Annotated in this window: 19 protein-coding genes and 1 riboswitch; of the genes, 9 read left to right on the forward strand and 10 right to left on the reverse strand. The window is 70.9% G+C overall.

The window, feature by feature from the left end:
- Positions 1 to 7 precede the first annotated feature (7 nt).
- A complete protein-coding gene (gene ppsA, locus K8556_RS05785) occupies positions 8 to 2,350 on the reverse strand; it encodes a phosphoenolpyruvate synthase (protein ID WP_223739004.1) in 2,343 nt (780 codons plus the stop codon).
- 116 nt (positions 2,351 to 2,466) lie between these two features.
- Here ppsA and K8556_RS05790 point away from each other — a divergent pair, with 116 nt between their 5' ends.
- From K8556_RS05790 to K8556_RS05800, 3 genes are all read left to right on the forward strand, one after another.
- Positions 2,467 to 4,359: a bifunctional acetyl-CoA hydrolase/transferase family protein/GNAT family N-acetyltransferase gene (locus tag K8556_RS05790; RefSeq protein WP_223739005.1), complete on the forward strand. Its 1,893-nt coding sequence runs from the start codon at positions 2,467 to 2,469 to the stop codon at positions 4,357 to 4,359.
- 122 nt (positions 4,360 to 4,481) lie between these two features.
- Positions 4,482 to 5,837 carry a universal stress protein gene (locus K8556_RS05795; protein ID WP_223739006.1) on the forward strand — a complete coding sequence of 452 codons (1,356 nt, stop codon included), beginning with the start codon at positions 4,482 to 4,484 and terminating at the stop codon, positions 5,835 to 5,837.
- A gap of 10 nt (positions 5,838 to 5,847) precedes the next feature.
- Positions 5,848 to 7,296 (forward strand): glycosyltransferase, encoded by a 1,449-nt coding sequence (locus K8556_RS05800; protein ID WP_223739007.1) that lies wholly within the window; start codon positions 5,848 to 5,850, stop codon positions 7,294 to 7,296.
- On the opposite strand, the gene K8556_RS05805 is transcribed toward K8556_RS05800, so the two are convergent.
- The 4 genes from K8556_RS05805 to K8556_RS05820 all read right to left on the reverse strand — a co-directional run bounded on the left by K8556_RS05805 (position 7,293) and on the right by K8556_RS05820 (position 12,686).
- The gene (locus tag K8556_RS05805) at positions 7,293 to 10,073 is read right to left on the reverse strand and encodes an HAD-IC family P-type ATPase (protein ID WP_223739008.1); all 2,781 of its coding nucleotides are present in this window, start codon (positions 10,071 to 10,073) and stop codon (positions 7,293 to 7,295) included. The genes K8556_RS05800 and K8556_RS05805 overlap by 4 nt on opposite strands.
- 44 nt (positions 10,074 to 10,117) lie before the next feature.
- Positions 10,118 to 10,933, reverse strand: coding sequence for an SDR family NAD(P)-dependent oxidoreductase (locus K8556_RS05810; RefSeq protein ID WP_223739009.1), 816 nt, complete (start codon positions 10,931 to 10,933; stop codon positions 10,118 to 10,120).
- 24 nt (positions 10,934 to 10,957) lie between these two features.
- Positions 10,958 to 11,398, reverse strand: a complete 441-nt coding sequence (locus K8556_RS05815; RefSeq protein WP_223739010.1) for an imm11 family protein — start codon at positions 11,396 to 11,398, stop codon at positions 10,958 to 10,960.
- Positions 11,399 to 11,564: 166 nt separating this feature from the next.
- Positions 11,565 to 12,686: an AHH domain-containing protein gene (locus K8556_RS05820; protein WP_370639895.1), complete on the reverse strand. Its 1,122-nt coding sequence runs from the start codon at positions 12,684 to 12,686 to the stop codon at positions 11,565 to 11,567.
- Positions 12,687 to 13,020: 334 nt separating this feature from the next.
- Between K8556_RS05820 and K8556_RS05825 the strand changes: the two genes are divergently transcribed.
- From K8556_RS05825 to ahcY, 3 genes are all read left to right on the forward strand, one after another.
- The gene (locus tag K8556_RS05825) at positions 13,021 to 13,968 is read left to right on the forward strand and encodes a DUF2381 family protein (protein ID WP_223739011.1); all 948 of its coding nucleotides are present in this window, start codon (positions 13,021 to 13,023) and stop codon (positions 13,966 to 13,968) included.
- A gap of 152 nt (positions 13,969 to 14,120) precedes the next feature.
- Positions 14,121 to 14,471 carry a hypothetical protein gene (locus K8556_RS05830; protein ID WP_370639889.1) on the forward strand — a complete coding sequence of 117 codons (351 nt, stop codon included), beginning with the start codon at positions 14,121 to 14,123 and terminating at the stop codon, positions 14,469 to 14,471.
- 213 nt (positions 14,472 to 14,684) lie between these two features.
- Positions 14,685 to 14,757, forward strand: a riboswitch (S-adenosyl-L-homocysteine riboswitch).
- 92 nt (positions 14,758 to 14,849) lie between these two features.
- Positions 14,850 to 16,280, forward strand: a complete 1,431-nt coding sequence (gene ahcY, locus K8556_RS05835) for an adenosylhomocysteinase (protein WP_223739013.1) — start codon at positions 14,850 to 14,852, stop codon at positions 16,278 to 16,280.
- A 70-nt stretch (positions 16,281 to 16,350) separates the two neighbouring features.
- On the opposite strand, the gene sthA is transcribed toward ahcY, so the two are convergent.
- The 3 genes from sthA to K8556_RS05850 form a co-directional block, all read right to left on the reverse strand.
- Positions 16,351 to 17,748: a Si-specific NAD(P)(+) transhydrogenase gene (gene sthA, locus K8556_RS05840; protein WP_223739014.1), complete on the reverse strand. Its 1,398-nt coding sequence runs from the start codon at positions 17,746 to 17,748 to the stop codon at positions 16,351 to 16,353.
- A 92-nt stretch (positions 17,749 to 17,840) separates the two neighbouring features.
- Entirely contained in the window at positions 17,841 to 18,014 is a 174-nt protein-coding gene (locus K8556_RS05845) for a hypothetical protein (protein ID WP_223739015.1), read from the reverse strand.
- Positions 18,015 to 18,086: 72 nt separating this feature from the next.
- Positions 18,087 to 18,542, reverse strand: a complete 456-nt coding sequence (locus K8556_RS05850) for a cupin domain-containing protein (RefSeq protein WP_223739016.1) — start codon at positions 18,540 to 18,542, stop codon at positions 18,087 to 18,089.
- 83 nt (positions 18,543 to 18,625) lie between these two features.
- Here K8556_RS05850 and K8556_RS05855 point away from each other — a divergent pair, with 83 nt between their 5' ends.
- The 3 genes from K8556_RS05855 (at position 18,626) to K8556_RS05870 (ending at position 22,282) form a co-directional block, all read left to right on the forward strand.
- Positions 18,626 to 20,068: a PLP-dependent aminotransferase family protein gene (locus K8556_RS05855; RefSeq protein WP_223739017.1), complete on the forward strand. Its 1,443-nt coding sequence runs from the start codon at positions 18,626 to 18,628 to the stop codon at positions 20,066 to 20,068.
- 90 nt (positions 20,069 to 20,158) lie between these two features.
- Positions 20,159 to 21,661, forward strand: coding sequence for an acetyl-CoA acetyltransferase (locus tag K8556_RS39425; RefSeq protein WP_304503939.1), 1,503 nt, complete (start codon positions 20,159 to 20,161; stop codon positions 21,659 to 21,661).
- An 84-nt stretch (positions 21,662 to 21,745) separates the two neighbouring features.
- On the forward strand, positions 21,746 to 22,282 hold the full coding sequence (locus K8556_RS05870) for a DUF4833 domain-containing protein (RefSeq protein WP_223739018.1): 537 nt from the start codon (positions 21,746 to 21,748) through the stop codon (positions 22,280 to 22,282).
- Between the two features lie 60 nt (positions 22,283 to 22,342).
- Here the strand turns inward: K8556_RS05870 and K8556_RS05875 are convergent, their stop codons facing one another.
- Positions 22,343 to 22,603, reverse strand: coding sequence for a hypothetical protein (locus K8556_RS05875; protein ID WP_223739019.1), 261 nt, complete (start codon positions 22,601 to 22,603; stop codon positions 22,343 to 22,345).
- A gap of 122 nt (positions 22,604 to 22,725) precedes the next feature.
- A complete protein-coding gene (locus tag K8556_RS05880) occupies positions 22,726 to 23,598 on the reverse strand; it encodes a DMT family transporter (protein ID WP_223739020.1) in 873 nt (290 codons plus the stop codon).
- Positions 23,599 to 23,920 lie beyond the last annotated feature (322 nt).

The following is a 23,920-nucleotide window of genomic DNA, read 5'->3' on the forward strand; positions in this document are numbered from 1 at the left end:
GCAGGCCCTACCGGCGCAGGGCGGACTCCAGCAGGAGCCGCCGCTCCGCCGCCGCCACGGCCGCGCGGGTCGCGCCGACTGCCGCCGGGTCCACCGACACGGAGGTGATGCCCGCGCGGACCAGGTGCTCCGCGAAGGCGGGCCGGTTGGACGGGGCCTGTCCGCACAGGGACGCCGTGATGCCCGCCTCGCGGCTGGCCCGGATGATGCGGACGATGGCGTCCAGCACCGCCGCGTCCTCCTCGTCGAAGAGCTCCGCGCACGACTCCGAGTCCCGGTCCACGCCCAGCATGAGCTGCGTCAGGTCGTTGGAGCCGATGGACACGCCGGTGATGCCCATGCGCGCGTACTCCGGGATGCGGTAGACGACGGAGGGCACCTCCGCCATCACCCAGCGCTCCATCCCCCGGTGGTGTCCCAGGAGGCTCGCGTCCACGGCCTCCAGGCACGCCTCCAGCTCCCACTTCGTCCTCACGAAGGGAATCATCAGGTGCAGGTTGGGCGTCTCGTCCCGCACGCGGGCGAGCACCTCCAGCTCCAACTGGAACACCTCGGGCTCGCGCAGGTAGCGGTAGCAGCCCCGGAAGCCGATCATCGGGTTGGCCTCGACGGTCTCGTACGCGTCGCCGCCCTCCAGCCCCCGGAACTCGTTCGTGCGGAAGTCCGTGGTCCGGTACACGACCGGGCGGCCCCGGAAGGCGCGGGTGATGGTCAGGAGCGCCTGGGACATCCGCTCGACGAACTCGCGGCTCCTCCCCTCGGCGATGAGCTTGCGCGGGTGCACGCCGCCCAGGGCCTCGGTGAGCATGAACTCCGCCCGCAGCAGCCCCACGCCGTCCACCGGGAGCGCCGCCGCCTCCCGGGCCTGTCCCGGCAGGGCCAGGTTCACGTAGAGCCGCGTGCCCAGCGCCTCCGGCCCCAGGGCCTCCCGGGGTGCCGCCTGCGGGGCGGGCGTCCCCACCACCGCCACGGAGGGCGCTTCCCGGACGCGGCCCTCGCGCACGGTGCCGGCGGCGCCGTCCACGGTGACCTCCTCCCCGTCGCGCAGGACCTTCGTGGCGGTGCGCGTGCCCACCACGCAGGGCTTGCGCAGCTCGCGGCTGACGATGGCCGCGTGGCACGTCATGCCGCCGCTGTCGGTGACGACCGCCCCCGCGCGCCGCAGCGTGGGCACCCAGTCCGGAGAAGTCATGGGCGCCACGAGGATTTCACCGGCCTCCAGCCTGGAGCCCTCCTTCGCGTCGCGCAGCACCCTCACGCGGCCGGAGACCACGCCGGGAGACGCGCCCAGGCCGCTCACCCGCGCCTTGCCCGTGGACGCGCCAGGCTCCGGGGGCTCCGGCGCGGCGGCGGCCCCCGTCGTCACCGGCCGCGACTGGACCAGGTAGAAGCGGCCGTCCTGCTCCGCCCACTCGATGTCCTGGGGGGAGCCGTAGTGCCGCTCCACGCGCATCCCCAGCCGCGCCAGCTCCAGCACCTCCACGTCCTTGAGCACCCGCGCGCGGGCCCGCTCCGGAGGGAGCTCCTCGCGCTTCTCCCGGCCCACGCCGTCGCGCACCCACTGGAAGGCCTTCACGCCCACGCGCGTCTCCAGCAGGCGCGGCCCCTCGCGGTCCACGACGTGCGTGTCGGGCTCCACCTGTCCCCCCACGACGACCTCTCCCAGGCCGAAGGCCCCCTCGATGACGAGGTGCCGGCGGTTGCCGGTGGTGGGGTCCACGGTGAACATGACGCCCGAGCGCGTCGAGTCCACCATGGCCTGCACCACCACGGCGATCTCCGGCAGCTCCGTGAGCCCCTGCGCCTTGCGGTAGGCCACCACGCGCGGGCCAAAGGCGGACGCCCAGCACGCGCGCACGCGGCCGAGGAGCGCGTCATCGCCCACGACGTTGGTGAACGACTCGTGCATGCCCGCGAAGGAGGTGGTGGTGGTGTCCTCCGCCGTGGCGGACGAGCGCACCGCCACCGCGGCGCCCTCCCTCAGCCGGTGGTAGGCGGCGAGGATGGCGGTCTCCAGCCAGTCGGGCAGGGGCGCCTGGAGCACGAGCGCGCGCAGCGACTCCGTGACCCCGGCGAGCGACCGCGTGTCATCCGGGTCGACTTGCTCCCACAGCTCGCGCAGCCGGGCGCGCACGGGCTCCATCGCCTGGTGGAAGGCGGCGGCGGTGATGACGAAGCCCGGGGGCACGGGCAGCCCGGCGCGGGTCAGCTCGCCCAGGTTGGCGCCCTTGCCTCCGGCCTGGGCCACGTCCTCGCGGGACAGGCTGTCGAACCAGAGGATGGACGGGGGAGGGGCCGGACGGGGCTCCGGTGTCTGGAGAGAGGGCTCGGGGGGAAGGGACGGATCCATGGTCTTGGGCTCCTCGCGCTTCTTCCAAGCTGGGGCTGGCGCCTCCTGGACGTACACCGTCAGGGGAGCAGGGACCCCGCGAGCCTGACCGCCCCTGCGCGCGGAGGCCGCGCCCCGTGCTTATCCGCACCGGTATGGACGACTGGACTCGACGCTACGCGGACCGGGTGAGGACGGCCGAGGAGGCCCTGCGTGCCGTGCTGCCGGGGAGGCGCATCCTCATCGGCTCGGGCGCGGCCGAGCCGGTGACGCTGGTGCGGGGCCTGGTGGAGCAGCGGGGCCCCTCCCTCTCGGACAACGAGGTGGTGCACCTGCTGACGCTGGGGCCCGCGCCCTACGTGGAGCCCGCGCAGGCCGGGCGCTTCCGCCACGTGGCCTTCTTCATCGGGCCCAACGTGCGGCAGGCCGTGCAGGAGGGGCGGGCGGACTTCATGCCGGTGTTCCTCTCGGAGATTCCGGAGCTCATCCGGAGCCGGCGGGTCCGCATCGACGTGGCGCTCATCCAGGTCAGCCCGCCGGACGCCCACGGCTACGTCAGCCTGGGCGTCTCCGTGGACATCGTGCGCGCCGCCGTGGACGCGGCCTCGCTCATCATCGCGGAGGTCAACCCGAACATGCCGCGCACGCACGGGGACTCGTTCCTGGACGTGCGCCGCATCCACCACCTGGTGCCGGTGTCGCTCCCGCTGCTGGAGGTCCACCCCGAGCCGCCCGACGCGGTGTCCCGGAGCATCGGGGCGCACGTCGCCCGGCTCATCCCGGATGGCGCCACGCTGCAGTCGGGCATCGGGAGGATCCCGGACGCGGTCCTGGCGGCGCTGGTGAACCACCACGACCTGGGCATCCACACGGAGATGCTCTCCGACGGCGTCATGCACCTGGTGGAGGCGGGCGTCATCACCGGGCGCAGGAAGACGGTGCTCGCGGGCAAGCTCGTCACGTCGTTCATCATGGGCAGCCAGCGGCTCTACGCGTGGGCGCATGACCACCCGGCCATCGAGATGCGGCCGAGCGACGACACCAACGACCCGGCGGTGGTGGCGCGCAACGCGCGGATGGTCGCCATCAACTCCGCCCTGGCGGTGGACCTCACCGGCCAGGTGGCGGCCGACACGCTGGGCGGCTGCTTCTACTCCGGCATCGGCGGGCAGGTGGACTTCATCCGGGGCGCGAGCCGCAGCCCCGGAGGCCGGGCCATCATCGCGCTGCCCTCCACCGCGCACGGCGGCACCGTGAGCCGCATCCAATTGGCGCTGGAGCCCGGCACCGGCGTGGTGACGAGCCGGGGGGACGTCCACTCCGTCGTCACGGAGTACGGCGTCGCGGAGCTCTGGGGCAAGAGCATCCGGGAGCGCGCGCTCGCGCTCATCAACGTCGCCCACCCGGACTTCCGGGCGGAGCTGCTGGCCGCGGCCAAGGGCCGCCGCTGGGTGCTGCCGGATCAAGTGGTCCCTCGGGCGCGCTACCCCTGGGCGGAGGAGCGGCTGGAGCACACGCTGTCGCACGACGCGCTGGTCGTCCGCGCGGCCCGCATCACCGACGAGCGCGCCCTGCAGGACCTGCTGTACGGCCTGTCGCAAGAGAGCTGCTACCGGCGCTTCATGGGCTTCAAGAAGGAGCACCCGCACGAGGAGATCCAACGGCTGGTGGACCTGGACTTCGAGCACGACATGGCCCTGGTCGCATGCCCGCCCGGCACGGAGGAGGTGGTGGGCGTGGTGCACTACATCGTGGACCCGGCCACGCGCCTGGCGGACGTGTCCTTCGTGGTCCGCGACGACTGGCAGGGGCGGGGCGTGGGCACGGTGCTGATGCGGCGCATCCGCGAGGCCGCCATGGCCCGGGGCATCCCCGGCTTCCAGGCGGACGTCCTGGTGACGAACACCTCCATGCTGGACGTCTTCCACGAAAGCGGCCTGCCCGTGCGCAGCCGCCGCGTGGACGGCACGTACCATTTGGAGCTGCTCTTCCCGGAGGCGCCCGCCGCGCCGGCCCCCGGGCCCGGCTGAGGGACCGCTCGCCGCCTGCGCCTGCCCGGAACGCTTGCGCGCTCCGCCGCCGGCCCCAACGTTCCACGGGAGGGGCGCGTCCCGCGCGGCAGCGGGGCATGCGAAGGCCCTGGGGAGACGTCATGGCCATCGTCGTCGGCACGGATTTCACCGACCATGCCCGGGAGGCCGTCCGCGTCGCGGCGGCCATCGCGGAGCGGACGCGCACGCCGCTGGTGCTCGTGCACGCCGCGGAGCCCGGCATGCTCCGGCGGGACTGGCCGGCCGAGCGCGGCAGCGCCATCACCGAGCTGGAGCAGCGGCTGGCCGCCGAGGCCGACCGGTTGAGCCACCCGGGGCTGTCCGTGGAGCCCCAGGTGCTGCTGGGCATGCCGGACGAGGCGCTGGTCGAGCACGCCGCGAAGCTCCAGGCGCGGATGATCATCACGGCGGCCCTGGGCTGGCGCTCGGAGAAGCGCTGGCGGCTGGGCGGCGTCCCGGCGCGCATCGCGCAGATGTCGCGCTGCCCCTTCCTGATGGTCCGCCTGCCCGAGCCGTTCCTGGACTGGTGCCAGGGCAAGCGCCCCCTGCGGGTCGCCGTGGGCGATGACTTCTCCCACAGCGCGGAGCTCGCGCTGCGCTGGCTGCCGGAGCTGCGGCGGGTGGGGCCGGTCGACCTGACGGTCGCCCATGTCTACAACCCGGCCACGGAGTACGGACGGCTCGGGCTGTACCGCGTGAACCCGGAGTCGGAGAACCTGGAGGCCATCCTCGAGCGCGACCTGCGGGAGCGCCTGTCGCGCATCGGCGAGCCCCACGCGGAGGTCCGGATGGCCTCGGACCACGGGAACGCGGCGGAGCCGCTGTCCCGGCTGGCGGAGGCGGCGCGGGCGGACCTCCTCCTGCTGGGCACCCACCAGCGGCGGGGGCTGCGGCGCGTGCGGCATGGCTCGGTGTCGCTCTCCGCCCTCCAGCTCGCGCCGGTGGCCGCGGTCGCCTGCGTCCCGACCTGCGTGGAGCGGGAGGCCGAGGCGCCCGTGGAGATCCCGGCCATCCAGCGCGTCCTCGTGTCGACGGACTTCTCGCCGCTGGCGAACCGGGCCATCCCCCACGCCCTGTCGCTCCTGCCCCGGGGCGGAGAGCTCATCCTGGCGTACGTCATCGAGTCGCCGGTCCCCATCGTCTACGCGGACTTCTGGCCCGCGGTGGCGCTGAGCGGGGACGAGGACGACGAGCCCGAGCTGCGGCGCCAGCTCCAGGCGCTGGTCCCCCGCGACGTGGCCGGCCGGGGCATCACCGTCCGGCTGGAGCTGCTGCCCGGGGTCCACGCCGCGCAGGCGCTCTGCCAGGCGGCGGAGCGGTACGGGGCGGACATCTTCTGCCTCAGCTCGCACGGGCGCACGGGTGTGCGCCGCGCGGTGCTCGGCTCCGTGGCGCAGGAGGTGGTGGCCCGAAGCCGCCGGCCCGTGCTGGTCGTCAAGCACCCCACGCTGCCGTGATGGTGACGCCATGCTGAAGCCCTTCGAGGTCCACGTGCAGGCCAGCTCCCTGGAGCGCTTCCGGCCGGGGCTCACGGGGCTGGAGTGGGAGATGCTCCAGGCGAACGCGGACGAGGCCCGCGCGCGCATGCTGGGCCGCACCTTCTGGAACGTGAACTCCACGGCCCGGGGCGGCGGCGTGGCGGAGATGCTGCCCCGGCTGCTCGCGTACGCGCGCGGGGCGGGCGTGGACACGCGCTGGATGGTGGTGCAGGGCACGCCCGCGTTCTTCCACGTCACCAAGCGGCTGCACCACGCGCTGCATGGCTCGCGGGGAGACGGCTCGCCGCTGGGGGCCGCCGAGCGCGCCTGCTACGAGGAGGTGCTCCGCGACAACGCGGAGGAGCTGCTCGTCCTGGTGCGGCCCGGGGACGTGGTGTTGCTGCACGACCCCCAGACCGCGGGGCTGGCCCCGACGTTCACCGCGGCGGGCGCGCACGTGGTCTGGCGCTGCCACATCGGGTGTGACACGCCCGACGAGGAGGTGGCGCGGGCGTGGGCCTTCCTCGCGCCGGACCTGGCCGCCGCGCGGCTCGCGGTCTTCTCAAGGGCCGCCTACGTGCCCCCCCTGCTCGCGGACCGGTCCGTCGTCATCCCGCCCTCCATCGACATCTTCGCGGTGAAGAACCAGCCCATGGCGCCGGAGGTCGCGCTCGCCATCCTGGGCCACACGGGGCTCGTGGGGCTCGCGCCAGACGCGCCCGACCCGGTCTTCACCCGGATGGACGGGGTCCCGGCCCGCGTGTCGCGTGGCGCGGACATCACGCGGCTGGGCTCGGCGCCCGTCCCCGGCACGCCGCTCGTGGTGCAGGTCTCCCGGTGGGACCCCCTGAAGGACCCGGTGGGGGTGCTGCGGGGCTTCGCGCGGCTCCTGCGCGAGTCGCCCGGCCTGCGCGCGGAGCTGGTCCTGGCGGGGCCCTCCGTGACGTCCGTCGCGGATGATCCGGAGGCGGCGGCGACGCTCGAGTCCGTCATCGCCGCGTGGCACGAGCAGCCGCACTTCCTGCGCCAGCGCGTCCACCTGGCCTGTCTGCCCATGGTGGACCCGGACGAGAACGCCGCCATCGTCAACGCGCTCCAGCGCCAGGCGGCGGTGGTGGTGCAGAAGAGCCTGCGGGAGGGCTTCGGGCTCACCATCACGGAGGCCATGTGGAAGTCCCGGCCCGTGGTGGCCAGCGCGGTGGGTGGCCTCCAGGACCAGGTCCGCCACGAGGTGGACGGCCTGCTCGTGCGGGACCCCGGGGACCTGGCCGGGTTCGCCGCCGCGGTGCGACGGCTGCTGGACGACCCCGTCCTCGCGGCCCGCCTGGGGACCCAGGCGCACGAACACGTCCGCACCCGCTTCACCGCCGCCCGCCACCTCACCGACTTCATGGCCCTGCTCCAGGAGCTGGGCGTGCGCGCGGACGGGGGCGTCTAGGTGGCGCTCACGCTCCGGCCCGCCTCCCGCCGCCGCGAGCGCAGCCACTTCTCCAGGCCCACCACGGGCAGCACGCAGGCGCCCACCAGCACCGACCGCGCGATGTCCGCCAGCGACAGGGGCGCGGAGCCGAAGAGGCGCTGGAGGAAGGGCACGTACATGAACGCGGCCTGGAGCAGCACCAGCGCGGCGACGCCCACGAACACGGTGGGGTTGCTCGCGAAGCCCACCTCGCGCGAGGAGCCCGTCAGCGTGCGGCACAGCCACAGGTAGAAGATTTGGAAGCTGACCACGGTGTTCACGGCCATGGTGCGCGCCTCGGCCAGGGCCAGGGGGTTGGGGGCGCCGTGGGTGCCGCCCTGGCGCGTGAACTCCCAGAGGAACAGGCCGATGGCGCCCGCCGCCATCAGCAGCGCGACGAGCCCCGTGCGCATCACCACGAAGCGGCTCAGGACGGGCGTGTCCGGCGCGCGCGGCGGGCGGCGCATGACGTGGCGCTCCTTCGCCTCGAAGGCCAGGGGCAGCGCCAGGGTGACGGTGGCCACCAGGTTGATCCACAACAACTGCGTGGGGCGCATGGCCAGCAGCGGCTCGCGCACGCCGCCGGCCTCCTGCAGGGGGAAGAACGTCACGCCCAGCATGAGGATGAGGGCGAGCCCCAGGTTGGTGGGCAGCACGAAGGCGAGCGACTTGACGAGGTTGTCGTAGACGCGGCGGCCCTCCTCGACGGCGGCGACGATGGTGGCGAAGTTGTCGTCCGTCAGCACCAGGTCCGCGGCCTCGCGGGACACGGCCGTGCCGGTGATGCCCATGGCCACGCCGATGTCCGCCTGCTTGAGCGCGGGCGCGTCGTTGACGCCGTCGCCCGTCATGGCCACCACGTGCCGCTGCGTCTGGAGCGCGCGCACCAGCCGCAGCTTGTGTTCGGGGGCCAGGCGCGCGAACACGTTCGTGTCCTTCACCGCCACGGCCAGCTCCGCGTCGCTCATGCCGGACAGGTGCGCGCCGGTGAGGCCCGGCTGGCCCGGGTCCTGGAGGCCGAGCTGAAGGCCAATGGCCTCCGCCGTGCCCGGGTGGTCCCCGGTCATCATCTTCACGCGGATGCCGGCGGCGTGGCAGGCCTTCACGGAGGCCACGGCCTCCTCGCGGGGCGGGTCGATCATCCCCTGCAGGCCCAGCAGCGTGAAGCCGGCCTCCACGTCCTGGGGCCGCAGGGCCTCCGCCCCGGGCAGGCCCTTGCGCGCGAAGGCGAGCACGCGCAGCCCCTGCCGCGCCATGCGCTCCACCTCCACCAGCACGGCGTCGCGGTCCACCGCCGGCCCGCAGCGGCGCAGCACGACCTCCGGGGCGCCCTTGAGGACCAGCTCGCGCCCCTCCGGTCCCCCCGCGTGGAGCGTGGCCATGTACTGGTGCTCGGACTCGAAGGGGATGGCGTCCAGGCGCGGGTTGCGCTCGCGCAGCTCCATCACGCCCAGGTCCGCCTTCTTCGCGGCGAACAGCAGCGCCCCCTCCGTGGGGTCGCCCGTCATCCCCCAGCGCCCCTCGCGAGGCTGGAGGTCGGCCTCGCTGCAGAGCACGCCCGCGACCAGCAGCGCGCGCACGTCGTCCGGAGCCACGTCCAGGGCGCGCCCCGCGCGGAAGAGCTCGCCGAGGGGGGAGTGGCCCACGCCGGTGAGGGTGTAGTGCCCGCGCCAGGTCCACAGCGCCTGCACGGTCATCTCGTTGCGGGTGAGGGTGCCCGTCTTGTCCGTGCAGATGACGGTCGTGCTGCCCAGGGTCTCCACGGCGGGCAGCTTGCGGATGACGGCGCGGCGGGACGCCATGCGCTGCACGCCGATGGCCAGGGCGATGGTGACGATGGCGGGCAGCCCCTCCGGGATGGCGGCCACCGCGAGGGTGATGGCCACCAGCACCGCGTCGCTGAAGGCATACCCCCGGACCAGGCCCACCCCGAGCAGCACGGCGGACAGCACGACGATGCCCGCGCTGATGAGGCGGCCCAGCCGGGCTAGCTCCCGCGTGAGCGGCGTGCTCAGGTCCGCGGCCTGCTGCATCAAGTGGGAGATGCGGCCCAGCTCCGTGGCGCCGCCGGTGGCGACGACGACGGCGGTGGAGGTGCCGGACGTCACCAGCGTGCCGCCGAAGGCGAGGCTCGCCCGGTCCCCCAGCTCCGAGTCCTCGGCCACGGCCGCGACGTGCTTGCTCGAGGGAACGGACTCGCCGGTGAGGGCGGCCTCCTCCACCTGGAAGTTGCGCGAGCGCAGCAGGCGCAGGTCCGCGGGCACGCGGTCCCCGGACGCGAGCTGCACGACGTCCCCGGGGACGAGCTCCGCCGCGGGCCGGGTGACAGGGTGCCCGTCGCGCAGCACCTGCGCGGTCTCCGGCACCATGTGGTTCAGCGCCTCGATGGCCCGGCCCGCGCGGTACTCCTGCACGAAGCCGATGAGGGTGTTGAGGACCACGACGGCGGCGACGACGAGCCCGTCGGTCACCTTGCCCAGCAGGATGGCCAGGCCCGCGGACGCGATGAGGACCCAGATGAGCGGGCTGTCGATCTGCCGCCACAGCAGCCGCCACGCGCTGTCCGGCCGCGAGCGCTCCAGCACGTTGGGGCCATGGCGCGCGAGCCGCTCCCGGGCCGCCGCCTCCGTCAGTCCCTGCGGCGTGCTGGCGAGCCGCTCCAGCACGGCCTCCGGGAGCAGCGCGTGCCAGGGGACGGGAGGCGCGTCCGGGGCGCGAAGTCCTGCCTGCTTCCTCGGCTGTGTCGGCTCCTGCATGGCGTGCCTCCCCTGGGGAAGCTGGCCACGGGCAGGGCCGCCCGTCAGCGGGAGGCGAGCAGCCGGGCGGTGGTGTCGCGCAACGCCTGTCGTGTGACCGCGTCCCGGGCCACGGCGGGCCACGGCTGCTCGGTCTCCTCCAGCAGCCAGCGGGCATCCCCGGGAGGGGACCAGCGCTCGCGCGCGAGGATGCGCGCAAGCCGGGCCGCGCAGACCTCCGGGCGCTCCCAGGCGCGCTTCACCTGGGACAGCAGCCAGCCCACGAACCCCGGCCGCGAGCCCAGGTCGGTGCGCACCACGCCCGGGTGGAGCACCACCACGTCCACCTCCGGGTGCGCGGTGGCCACGTCGCGCATGGCCAGCGCGAAGCACAGCTTGGTGTCGCAGTAGGTGCGGATGCTGGAGAAGTCCTCGCCCGTGGGCGTGCGGGCGGCGTCGAAGCGGCCCTTGATGATGAGGCCGGCGCTGACGACCAGGATGCGCCGCAGCCGCCCGGACTCCAGCAGCGGGCGCTGCATCACCAGCGGCGCCAGGTGGTTGGTGACGAACGCCGTCTCCAGTCCGTCCGCGTTGAGCACCCGCTGGGACGGCCACAGCCCCGCGTTGTGCACGAGCGTCGCCCCCGGCGCGGCGAGCTCCGCCAGGCGCGTCCCCAGCTCCCGGGCCCCCGCCAGCGTCCCCAGGTCCCCGGGCACCGCCAGCGCCCGGCCCCCGAGCCGCTCCACGTCCGCGGCCAGCGCCTGGAGCCGGCCCGCGTCACGGGCCACGAGCAACAGCCGCGTGTCCCTGGACGGGGCCAGCGCCAATGCCAGTGCATGGCCAATCCCACGGGAGGCACCAGTCAGGATGAGGTCCGTCATGGTTCCAAGCGTGCCAGGAGGGACTCAGGAATTGAAGGTCCGCGTGTCATTGGACGCGCTGCCCGTGACGCGCTCGAACGACACGCCCAGGTTGCCGACCGCTTCGAGGGCGTTCTTGACGTCTTCCGAGACGATGAACGCAACCTTGAGCTTCTTCAGCCGGAAGACCTGCGCGCCCTCGGTCTTGGCGGGGTCGATTCGCAGTCCGTAGATCCAGTTGTACTCCCCTTCGAATTCAGGGGGATGGGTGCCCTCGTCATAGTGATGCACCTCCCGGCACCGTGCCTCGTCGATGGCATCAACCACCTTGGTGGCGTTGACGACGAAGAACGGGTCGGCCTCTCCCTCAATGGACATCGGGAAGAGCTGCACGTCGCCGGGTGCGAGCGCCCTGAAGACGTTCGCGACGGCTTCACTGACAATGGGCGTTTCCTCTACTCCTGCGAACACGAAGGTGCGCCTCACTCCGGGATGTGTCACCCAGGATCTGGCTAGGCCAGAGTCTGGTAGGACGCGGCCATCCGTGAACATCCAAGGTTCGTCAAACGCCTGCCCCGAATCCCGTGTCGGCGTCGCAAGGAGCCACTGGGGCACATCTCCAAGCACCACCGAGTAAAAGTGACGTTCCACTTCAATGCTCCCCATTCACAATCAACCTCCGCAGGTCGGAGCCCTGCGTTAGAAGGTCGTTGGCGATTCTCGCAAGTTCTCTCGTCAAACTGGCCCGGCAAGCCTCCGTCGTTTGGCAGCGCGAAACAGAACGATTGAGGCGCCGAATCACCTCTCGGTGATACAGCTCGGGGTGAGGTCCCTCGTGCCCCTTGAGTCGCACCTTGTTGGCGGCATCTTCCAGGCCCATCCCTGCCTTCTTGAACACGTCCTCACATTTCGGCGTCCAAGGGCCGCCTGAGGCAGTCGAAACCAGGTTCTTGTTCGTGCAGATGTGATGGACCGGGCCTTCGGCATCACCCGGAATGCCATTCGAGTACATCGCGCCGGCAGCGGCCGCCCCCGGAGCCAGCGCCACGTTCAGCACTCCCGCGGCAGGCATCGAGATGGACGTCACGCCGCCATTCAGTGCCTCTCCGAGGATGAATCCCGCCTCGGCCTGTCCTCGAAGCGCGGCCTGAGGGAAGCCCGGGAGCCTGGGCCCCTGGGCCGCCATCGCACTCCTTCCGCCCAGGGCCGCGGTGACGAGCAACACCAGGACACGCGTCCCATTGGTCCCGAGCACCTTGCCGAAGCGGTGCCCGATGTCCTGCAACTCGATGACGCTCGTCGCCGTCCCTGCGTCATCCCACAGCCGCACGAAGCCCCGGCCCATCTCCCAGACCGGCACGATGCCCAGATAGGCCACCATCGCCGCGGTCAACGCCACCGCGATGACCTTGGTGACGGGCTCGGGAAGCGTCATGGTGAGGAGCACGGACAGCGCGGCCGAGGTCACCATGGCCTTGAGCACCACCGGGTTCAGCAGCTTGCCGATCTCCGCCTCGACACTCCCCCAGACCGCATCCAGCGCGAACGACAGGGCCATCAACGTCCGGTCCTTGCGCGAGAAGGGCAGCCCGGTTCCACCCACCAGGGGCAAGCAGTCGTCCCCGTCAGGGCAGATGCGCGCGTACAGCGCGTCAGGTGAACTGCCCGAGCCCGGGTCCGCGAATCCCTTCGAGGACGCGAGCAGGGCCCTGGACCGCACCCACCCCCGCTGGTCGGCGGCATCCGTCTCGCGGAAGGCCACGTCCATGCGCATGTCCAGGATGAGCCCCGTGAGGGCCGCCTTGAAGTCGTCCTCACCCACCCGGACCAGATCCACGTCCAGGGACTCGTGAACCACCTGCCTGCCGGCTCCAACATCCACGTGGACGACGCGGGTGGTTGCACACCCTCCCAGCAAGAGGAGTAACAGAACAAGTCAGATGGATTGCATGGAACTCCCAGGAGCCGGCCCCTCTGGAGATCAGGGGTGCGTCATCCTTACTTCAGGTTTTTAGATTTCAAGGCTTGGTGTGATCTGCATCTTTGTGGGGTTTTGGGGTGGTCTTGGGTTGGCCGTCGGCCTTCCATCCTGATACGTTGCCTATTCTATGCGACTGGGCCCATTCGCAAGATCGATCCTGCTTTTCGTCCTGCTGACCGGAGCGGCCGTGAAGGCAAGCGACAAGTGCGACCGCCCCAATCAGCGGACCATCCTGCTCTCGGAGCACCCGTCAGACGGCACCCAAACCGTCTACGTGAAGGGTCATGTCATCACGACCTTGCGCTTCGAGGCGTTCGTTGATCCGAGCGAGACGAAAGTCATTGGCTGGGAGGGCCGGCTCGAACCGCTGACGGTGGTTCGCAACAAGGTCATCATCGAGCCCATCCGGGACCTCGACAGCGATGAAGGGCTCCCCCTGATCGTGACCCTGGCGGATGGCACTGGGATCCCATTCCTCGTAAGGCCTCCGTGGAGGGAGAAGGATGGCGGTGGGTGGCCACCGATTCTCGACCAGCAGGTCGACGTTTTCAAGAATCGGGAGAGCTACGCGGCCATGCACTCGGCCCTGATGGACGCCCTCAAGAAGAACGACGTCCTGACCGAGGAAAACGAGCGCTATCGCAAGGAGGAGAACTCCATCGACCATGCCTACGCGACGCTTCTGGCGAATGGGCAGGCAAAGAAGACGCCGTTTCGATTCGTGGCATCCGCCCGCCCGAAGGACCCGGACATGGAAATGATCGTTGAGGTCTACTCGGGCCAAGGCAAGGCGGCAGCCGTTATCTCCCTGACGAACACGGGCTCCGTCGGCACATGGGAGTTCGCGGACGCCTACCTGACGCGCGACATGACGAGCCACACGAAGCAGTCCTTCGCGCTTCGGATGACCCGTTCCGCGATCGCTCCAGGGCAGTCAGGAACCATCGCCGTCGTAGCGGACAAGAGAGCCTTCGAGAAGAACGGGCAACTGGTGGATCTGGCCCTTCAGATCTTCAGGTCTGACGGCAACCAGCAGGTCCTGGTGAGGATGGATCGCACCCTGGTTCGGCAGTAGAAGTTCCTGACATGCCCACCCGCCGAGCCCCCCTGCTCTCCTCTGTCATCCTGCTTGTCACGTCCTCTGCGTGCACCACGGCCGGTGGCGTTTCATTGCGCTCGGACGGCTCTCCTGGAATGCAGGCGTGTCCAGAGAAGGCGCTCGAAGCCATGCGATACCTGAAGCTGCATGTGGGGGACGCCGCGCTCGTGGAACTGGACGCGAACCAGATGAGATCGCGCCGCATCACCCTCTACGATGGCCCGATTGAGAGCGTCCTCATGCGCGATCTGGGCCCGTTGGAGACAACAACACGGCTGTACGGAGAGGTCTGGACGAGCGGGCCACAGGCCGTTGTCCGGTACTACAAGGCCCATCCACCCGACGGCGACGAGGTCCCCATCTGCGCCGTGGCACGGCTGAGCGAGGACCAGATGCGGAAGCGGCCCGAGTCAAAGCCCGGCACGGCCATTCTCGATGGCTCCGTGGCGTCAGCCGTCGTGGTCAATGCGTTCCGGTGACACCTCGGACACCACGATGGGGACTCGCCCGGTCTCCTGCCCTCCACAGGCAGAGCACGCCCGCGTTCAGCCGGAGGAGGGGGCAGCTTCTCCCACCCCTCGTGACATTCCCTGAGGCTGTCCGCCAGGGCACCCCGGGTGCGACTTCCGGCTGCCCTCCAGGGAGGCAAACTCCCTTTGAAATTCAGGGCGCCTTCCCGTAGTTTCCCCCGCGACTTCGAGGAGCGTTGCGAGGCCTTCCCGGCCCCAGGCTCGAAGCCGAATGACCCAACGGCGCTCACCTGAACGCGTTTCTTGCGAGGGTGAGGCGGCCTTTCTTCCCAGGGCTCGGCCGCTCCCTTGCCAGCAGGCGCGCCACCCTGGATCCGGAGCCACACCATGACCGCGGTTACCAAGCAGCAGAATCAGGACTACGCCATCGCCGACCTCAAGCTCGCGAGCTGGGGCCGCAAGGAGATCCGCATCGCCGAGAGCGAGATGCCCGCGCTCATGGCGATCCGCGAGGAGTACGCGAAGCAGCAGCCGCTCAAGGGCGCTCGCGTCACGGGCTCGCTGCACATGACCATCCAGACGGCCGTGCTGGTGGAGACGCTCCAGGCGCTGGGCGCGCAGGTCCGCTGGGCGTCCTGCAACATCTTCTCCACCCAGGACCACGCCGCCGCCGCGCTGGTGGAGGCCGGCACCCCGGTGTTCGCCCACAAGGGCGAGTCCCTCAAGGAGTACTGGGACTTCACCCACCGCATCTTCGAGTTCGGCCCCGCCGGCAGCGACCACGAGGGTCCGAACATGATCCTCGACGACGGCGGTGACGCCACGCTGCTCATGCACCTGGGCAAGCGCGCGGAGAAGGACCCCTCCGTCATCGCCAACCCCCAGAGCGAGGAGGAGACGGAGCTGTACGCCTCCATCAAGGCCAAGCTCGCCGAGGACGCCACCTGGTACTCGCGCAAGAGCGCCAAGATCCTCGGCGTCACCGAGGAGACGACCACGGGCGTGCACCGCCTGCAGGAGATGTCCCAGAAGGGCACGCTCCTGTTCCGCGCCATCAACGTCAACGACAGCGTGACGAAGAGCAAGTTCGACAACCTCTACGGCTGCCGTGAGTCCCTGGTGGACGGCATCAAGCGCGCCACGGACGTGATGGTGGCCGGGAAGATCGCCGTCGTCGCGGGCTACGGCGACGTGGGCAAGGGCTCCGCGCAGGCCCTGCGCGCGCTGTCCGCCCAGGTGTGGGTGACCGAAATCGACCCCATCTGCGCGCTCCAGGCCGCGATGGAGGGCTACCGCGTCGTGACCATGGACTACGCCGCGGACAAGGCGGACATCTTCGTCACCGCCACGGGCAACAAGTCCGTCATCACCCATGAGCACATGGCCAAGATGAAGGACCAGGCCATCGTCTGCAACATCGGCCACTTCGACAATGAGATCGAGGTCGCCTCCCTGGAGAAGTACCAGTGGGAGGAGATCAAGCCCCAGGTCGACCACGTCATCTTCCCGGACAACAAGCGCATCATCCTGCTGGCCAAGGGCCGCCTGGTGAACCTGGGCTGCGGCACCGGCCACCCCAGCTACGTGATGTCCAGCTCCTTCGCGAACCAGACCATCGCGCAGATCGAGCTGTACTCGCACAGCGACAAGTACCAGGTGGGCAAGGTGTACGTGCTGCCCAAGCACCTGGACGAGAAGGTCGCCCGCCTCCAGCTCAAGAAGCTCAACGCCCAGCTCACGGAGCTCACCCCCGAGCAGGCGAAGTACATCGGCGTGGAGAAGAGCGGCCCCTACAAGCAGGACACCTACCGCTACTAAGCGGCGCGTCCTGACGTGACACCTCCGGGGCACCGTGGGCCTTCCAGCGCCCGCGGTGCCCTTCGTGTTTTCAGAACAGCCGGTTGAGGCCGTTGAGCGCCGCCACGCGGTACGCCTCCGCCATGGTGGGGTAGTTGAAGGTCGTGTTGATGAAGTAGTCGATGCCGTTGCCCGGCCAGTCCTGCGCCATGATGGCCTGGCCGATGTGGATGATCTCGGAGGCGTTGTCCCCGAAGCAGTGGATGCCGAGAATCTCTCGCGTCTCCCGGTGGAACAGCAGCTTCAGCATGCCCACGGTGCGGCCCGTGATCTGTGCGCGCGCCAGGCTCTTGAAGAAGGCGTGGCCCACTTCATAGGGGACCCCCGCCTGGGTGAGCTCGCGCTCGGTGCGGCCCAGGCTGCTGATTTCAGGGCTGGTGTAGATGCCGGTGGGGATGTCCTTCACCAGCTTGTGCTCCATCCGCCCCTCCACGATGTGCGTGGCGGCGAAGCGGCCCTGATCATAGGAGGCGCTCGCCAGGGACGGGGCGCCCACCACGTCACCCACCGCGTAGATGTGGGGCACGGACGTCTGGTAGCCGTCGTTGACCTGGATGCACCCGCGCGAGTCCACCGCGATGCCCAGCGCCTCCAGCCCCAGGTCCTGGCTGTTGCCGGAGCGGCCGTTGGCCCAGAGGAAGACGTCCGCCTTCAGCCGCTTGCCGCTCTTGAGCTGGAGCACCACGCTGTCGTCGTGCGGCTCCACGGAGACCATCTCCTCCTGGTGGCGGATGAGCACGCCCTGCTCCCGCAGGTGGTAGGAGAGGGCGTCGGAGATTTCGTCGTCCAGGAAGGACAGGAGCCGGTCGCGCGTGTTCACCAGGTCCACCTTCACGCCGAGCATCCGGAACATGGAGGCGTACTCGCAGCCGATGACGCCCGCGCCGTAGATGATCATCGACAGCGGGGACTCGCGCAGCTTGAGGATGGTGTCCGAGTCGAAGATGCGCGGGTGGCGGAAGTCCACGCCCGCAGGCCGGTAGGGCCTGGAGCCCGTGGCGATGACGAAGGCGTCCGCGGTGAGCAGCTCCACGGAGCCGCGCGGCTCCGTCACCTCCACCGTGTGCGCGTCCCGGAACTTCGCGCGGCCCGTCAACAGCTCCACGCGGTTGCGCTCGTAGAAGGTGGTGCGGAGCTGCACCTGCTTGGACACGACGGTGGTCGCCACGCGCATCATGTCGTTGAGCGTGGTGTGCCGGGCCAGCTCCGCCCGCATCTCCGGGTGGTCCTGCTGCACGTCCAGCAGCCGCTGGATGGCGTGGCGCAGCGCCTTGGAGGGGATGGTGGCGGTGTGGGTGCAGGCGCCGCCCACCAGGGCTCCCTGCTCCACGGTGCACACCTTGCGGCCGGACTTCACCGCCTTCATCGAGGCCCCTTCACCGCCGGGACCGGAGCCGAGGACCACCACGTCGAACCGCCGAGCGCTCATGGGGCCGGAGTGTTCCCCCAACCCCGGCCCCGAGGGAAGAAATCACCTGAGGGCCGGGCACTGCTTCACACATCAGCGCGGCTGGGACGACGTCAGTAGGACGCCTGAAGCGTCAGCCCGGAGGAGTCCGTGTAGCCCTTGATCATCACGTGATAAACGCCCGCCGTGGGGGCGTTGATGAGGCACGGCTCCGTGTTGCCGCCGGTCAGGAGGCGGCGCTCCGATGCCTCCCGCTTCCAGGACTCCGGTGGGCTCCAGCTCCGCACCGCACCCCGCCTGGCAAGCGTGTCTGACATTGCTGCCGCGGGATGGCCGCGCGTGGCCGAGGCTCCTTCGGGCTACTCGAGCGTGGCGAGGAACTCGGCGCCGTGCTCCTGGCACCAGCGCCGGTACGTCTCCAGCCGCTCCGCGGGGCTCACGCTCTTGAGGACCTGGCCGTCTTCGCCCAGGTATTCGATGGCGCCCTTCACGGTGATGTGCAGGACGACGGGCTCGTCGCCCACGACCTGCCAGCTATCGACGTTGCCGGGCGGCTCATGGACATACGTGCCCGGGCCAATCACCTCGCCGGTGTCGAGCAGCTTGCGGCGCCCGGAGATGTTGAAGGCGTGCGACTCGCCGACATGGCGGTGCCGGGGGATGAGCGTGCCGGGCTCCAGGCGGAAGAGGTACATCCAGCCGCTGCCGTCGCGGAAGAAGCGCAGCGGCTTGAACGCGAGCCCGGGCCGGCCCATGGGGATCCACGGCATGCGTTCGGAGTCGACGGGGTGGGAGGCGTAGGTGGAATCGGTCATGCCGGCAGGATGGTCCGCCGCTGGCCCGGTGACAGGGCCAGGATTGACGAATTCCATTGGGCCAATCCGTGGGAGGATGCCGCATGGACTTCCATGTGGAGCTCCGGGGGCGCCGGGACTTGGCCGGGCAGATCTACCGGGGGCTGCGCGCGGCCATCCTGGACGGACGGCTGCGGCGCGGGGAGCGGTTGCCGCCCACCCGCGAGCTGGCCCTGCGCCTGGACGTGGCTCGCAACACCGTGGGCGTGGCGTATGAGTGGCTCACCGCCGAGGGCCTCATCGCGGGGCGCACGCGGGCGGGGAGCTTCGTCCAGGGAGAGGCCTCCCGGCCGCGCGGCAGGGCAGGGCGGGAGGCGCAGGTGTCGCTGCGAGCCCGGGCCTTCTGGCGCGCGCTGCCGGACCTGCCCGCGCCGCTGGCCCCCGCCGCGTATGACTTTGGCGTGGGCAGCCCGGATGTCTCGGGCTTCCCCTTCGAGTCCTGGCGCCGGCTGGTGTCTCGCCAGCTCCGGCCCGCCACGGTGGCCGGAGGCTACGTGGACGCCGCCGGGCACCGGGGGCTGCGGGAGGCGGTGGCGCGGCACGTGGGCGTCGCGCGGGGCGTGCGCGCGGAGGCGGACGACGTGTTCATCACCAATGGCGCGCAGCAGGCGTTGGACCTCGTGGGCCGGGTGCTCATCGAGCCGGGCGACTGTGTCGCCATGGAGGAGCCGGGCTATCCGCCCGCGCGGCAGGTGTTCCAGTCGCTGGGGGCGCGCGTCGTGCCCGTGCCGGTGGACGCGGAGGGGCTGGACGTGGCGGCGCTGCCGGACACCGCGCGGCTCGTCTATGTCACGCCGTCACACCAGTTCCCACTGGGCATGCCCATGTCCCCCGCGCGCCGGGTGGCGCTGCTGGAGTGGGCGAAGCGGCGGGACGCGGTGGTGATGGAAGACGACTACGACAGCGAGTTCCGCTTTGGCGGCCGGCCCCTGGAGACCCTGCATGGGATGGACCGCTCCGGACGGGTGCTCTACGTGGGCTCGTTCTCGAAGGTGATGGTCCCCATGTTGAGGATGGGGTTCCTCGTCGCGCCGCCGTCGCTCCAGCGGGAGCTGCGGTGGGCCCGGCGGGTGATGGACTGGCACAGTCCGGTGCCGGAGCAGGCCGCGCTCGCGCGGTTCATCGACAGCGGGCTGCTGGCGCGGCACATCCGCAAGATGCGGCGGGACTATGAGGCGCGGCACGCGCGCGTGGTGGACGGGCTTTCACGTCACTGCGGCGACTGGCTCCAGGAGGTGCCCTCCGTGGCGGGCCTGCACCTGTGCGCGACATTCCGGCGGGGCGGTCTGGCATTGGAACGGGAGACCGTGACCCGGGCGCGGGCCTCGGGCGTCGGGCTCATCACCCTGTCGCGCTACTTCGCGGGGCCCCGCGCCCGGCCGGGGCTGGTGTTGGGTTATGGCGGCATTCCCGCGACACACATTCCGGAAGGAATGAAGCGGCTGGGGGCCTGTCTTTCGAAGCTGGAGGGGCTGACGAGGGATTGAGCAGCGCCTGTCGCTCGCCAGGACCCGGGTAGTATCGGCGCATTGACCGGGCTGGCTGGCCGTGGGAGCAGGTCGGTCAGGAGGCGAGGCATGAAGGACGCGAACCGGATTCCCGTCATCGTGGGTGTGGGGCAGATCAACGACCGGCCGGAGGATCCGCTGCGGGGCCTGGATTCGCTGGGCTTGATGGAGGCCGCGCTGCGAGCGGCGGACGCGGATGCGGGCGGTGGCTGGCTCTCCCGGTTGGACTCGCTGGCGGTGGTGGATCAGCTCTCGTTCCGGCAGATGGGCCCGTTGCCGCTGGCGCTGGCGGAGCGGCTGGGCGCCCGGCCTCGCCTCCAGGAGCAGACGGCGGAGGCCAGCGGCGACAGCCCGGTGCGGTTGCTCCACGAGGCCGCCCTCCGCGTTGCCTCCGGCGCGGTGGAGGTCGCGGCGGTGGTGGGCGGCGAGGCGCTGCGCACGGCGGCGCGGCGTGCGGCGCTGGCGGCGGGGGATGCGCCCTCCGCGCACAACGCCGCGACAAGCATCGGCGTCCAGGCGCACGCGGCCTACCGGAAGCGCTACGGCCTCAACTCGCCGGTCGACGTGTATCCCCTCTACGAGAACGCCGGCCGCGCCGCGTATGGCCAGACCCTGGCGGAGGCGCAGCGGGAGAGCGGGGAGATCTGGTCGCGGTTCTCGCAAGTCGCCGCGAGCAACCCGGGCGCGTGGATCCGCGAGCCCGCGTCCGTGGAGGACATCCTGACGCCCTCCGCGTCCAACCGGCCCATCGCGTTCCCGTACTGCAAGCGGATGGTGGCGAACAGCGCCGTGAACCAGGGCGCGGGGTTCCTGGTCACCAGCCTGGCGAAGGCGCTCGCGCGGGGCGTACCGGAGGACCGCCTCGTGTACGTGGGACAGGGCGCGGCGGCGCACGAGCCGGAGGACTTCCTCGCGCGCGATGGCTATGCAAGCTCACCGAGCATGGCCGTGTCGCTGCGCCGCACGCTGGAGCTGAACGGGCTGACCGTCGACGCGTTGGACTTCGTGGAGCTCTACAGTTGCTTCCCCTGCGTGCCGAAGATGGCGCGCCGGGTGCTGGGCTGGCCGGTGGAGAAGCCCGCCACCGTGTTCGGTGGGCTCACGTTCGGCGGCGGCCCCATCGCCAACTACATGGGCCACGCGGTGGTCAGCATGGTGCAGCGGCTGCGTGAGCAGGGACGCCACGGCCTGCTCTTCGGCAACGGCGGCTTCGCGACCTACAATCACAGCCTCGTGCTCACGCGCGAACCGCGGCTCGCCGGAGCGGTCCCCCGGTCCTTCGAGCATCAGGCGGAAGCGGACGCCGCGCGCGGCCCCATCCCTCCGTTCGTGGAGGACGCCACGGGCCCCGGCCGTATCGAGACGTACACGGTGCTGTACGAACGCGACGGCAGCCCGAGGTTCGGCGTCATCGTCGGGCGCGGGGCAGCCGGTGAGCGCTTCCTCGCGAAGGTCCCGGCCCATGACACCGCGGGCATCGACTTCCTGTGCGACGGGAAGCAGGAGCCCGTGGGCAGTGAAGGACAGGCCGTCTCCAGTCCTTGCGGGGACATCCTCTGGCGCCGGGCTTGAGGGACGGGTGACATTGCCGGGGGAACAGGGGTATGCGTCCTCCCGATACGGCCTCGCGAGCGACGGCCGTCACCGCGCCATCCTATGTCTCCTGAATCCGGGCTCCGCAACCTCACCGCCGTCGCGCTGACGACCGTCGCGACCCTGGCCTCCGCGGCCGGGGCGCCCCTCCCGGCGCAGTCCGCCTTCTTCCTGTCCCGGAGCGAGAACCGGAACCAGGTCCACTACGCCCTGCGCCTGGACGAGGCTTGCCGCCCCGTGGGGACGCATCCCGTGCAGGTGTACTGGCGGATGTTGGAGCGCGGGCCCTCGGAGGTGGAGGAGCTGCTGGGGGTCGAGCAGCCCGTGTATGGGCTGGAGGACCCGCAGCAGGTTGAAGCCACCGACAATGGCTGGCGGGTACGGGTGCGGCTGCGGGCCTTTCCCTCGCGCCCCATCGACATCACCGCCGCGCGGGTCGACGGCCAATGCCGGCTCCAGGCGTGGACGAAGCTGGGCGACAGCGTCTCCCGGCTGGAGCACGTCTTCGTGAAGACGTCCTGGCCCTTCTCGGTCGACTTCGTGCGGCTGGATGGCGTGGGCCCGGATGGGCAGCCCGTCCATGAGCTGATCCGCCAGTGAGGCAGCGTTCCCCGCGCCTCTGACAGGCCTTCCCTGCCAGAGGCGGCTGCCGCGGGGACTTCAGGTGCTCAAGCAGACCCACTTGTTGAAGGGGATCTCCTGGCAGAAGCACTCGCCAAAGGTGCCATTGGCCCACTGGCAGCCCGTCTCCGCCCCCGGAGAACAGGTGCGGGTCTGGAGCGTCTCGCAGCTCGTGGCGAGCGCGGCGGAGTCCTGACCGGGCTGCACACCGCTCTCCGCATCATCCGTCACTTCCGCGCCACCACAGCCCATCCCGAAGATGGAGACGACGGCGAACATCGCGAACCCACGAAGCAACATGTGACGCTCCCTTTCGCTGGTGAGGCATTGATGCAACTGCGAATGAGAGTGTTGGTCAAGCTTTGCCTGGAAATCGCGATGCCGCTGAAAAGCTACGCGTGGGGCGGTCTTGGCGTCTGGGATTAGCGTTTCGCCGTCATGGGGCGCTGCTTCGCACGCAGGCTCAGCAGAACGCCCGCGAGCAGCGCGGTGCCGCCCCAGAGCAGCCGCTGGGTGAGGGGCTCTCCCAGCAGCAGCACGGCGCCCACCGCCGCGATGACCGGGACGGACAATTGCACCACCGCCGCGCGCGCGCTGCTCAGGTGTGGCAGCGCCGCGTACCAGAGGCTGTAGCCCACACCCGAGGCGAGCGCGCCTGACGTGACGGCGAGCAGCAGCCCCTTCGACGAGAGGTGTGGGGCCGCGTCCAGAGCGCGGGCGAGCATCACGAGCGCCAGGGCCAGCGGCACGCCGCGCACGAAGTTGCCGGCCGTTGCCGCCAGAGGGTCCGTGCTTCCACGCCCCCGCAGGCTGTAGATGCCCCACGCCACGCCCGCCGCGGCCATGAGCCCCGCGCCGAGCGCATCCGGCGCGCTCGCTCCAGGAAGCGTGAGCCCCGCGAGCCCCGCGAGTGCCACCGCGAGCCCCGCCCATTCGAGCGCGCGGGGCCGCTCACCGCGCGCGAGCCCTGCCGCGAGCATGGTGAGCTGCACACAGCCGAAGAGCAGCAGTGCGCCCACGCCCGCTCCGATGCGCACGTACGCGAAGCTGAAGCCGGCCGCATACACGAAGAGCGCGAGCGCGGAGGCCCAGCTCCCCTGTCCCGTCGCCCCGCGGCCACCCCGTCGCAGCCGCAGCAGCAGCGCCAGCACCAGCGCTCCCGACGCAAGCCGCACCAGCGTGAACGAACCCGCGTCGATGCTTCGCGCCGCGCCACCCGAGAGGGCCGCGCGGCACAGCAGCGAGTTCGCGGCGAAGCCCAGGAGGGCCAGCAGGGTGAGGAGGGGCGTGCTCACGCAGCAGGGACATAGCGGACCGCGTGATGCGCGTCACGTCACCCGGGCATCGCCTCCCGAGGTCCCGGGATGTGAACCACTGCGCAGGGGCGGGCCGAACCAGGGAACCGCGACCGCGCCGAGCGCCGTCATTTCCCACACATCCGCGTATCACGCGTCGACCGTTGAACCCGATCCGCCACTGACGTGATGTCGAGGGCGCCGGGCTCACCAGGGTTGCGCAATGCCAGTTGGGATTTCCCAATGTCGTCGTGAATGTCCAGACAAGACATACTCCCGGGGGAACGCTTGAGAGGCGCGTCCATCCTCGACGACTCGGACA

Source organism: Corallococcus sp. AS-1-12 (assembly GCF_020036995.1).
In the GTDB taxonomy this organism is placed as follows: Bacteria; Myxococcota; Myxococcia; order Myxococcales; family Myxococcaceae; genus Corallococcus.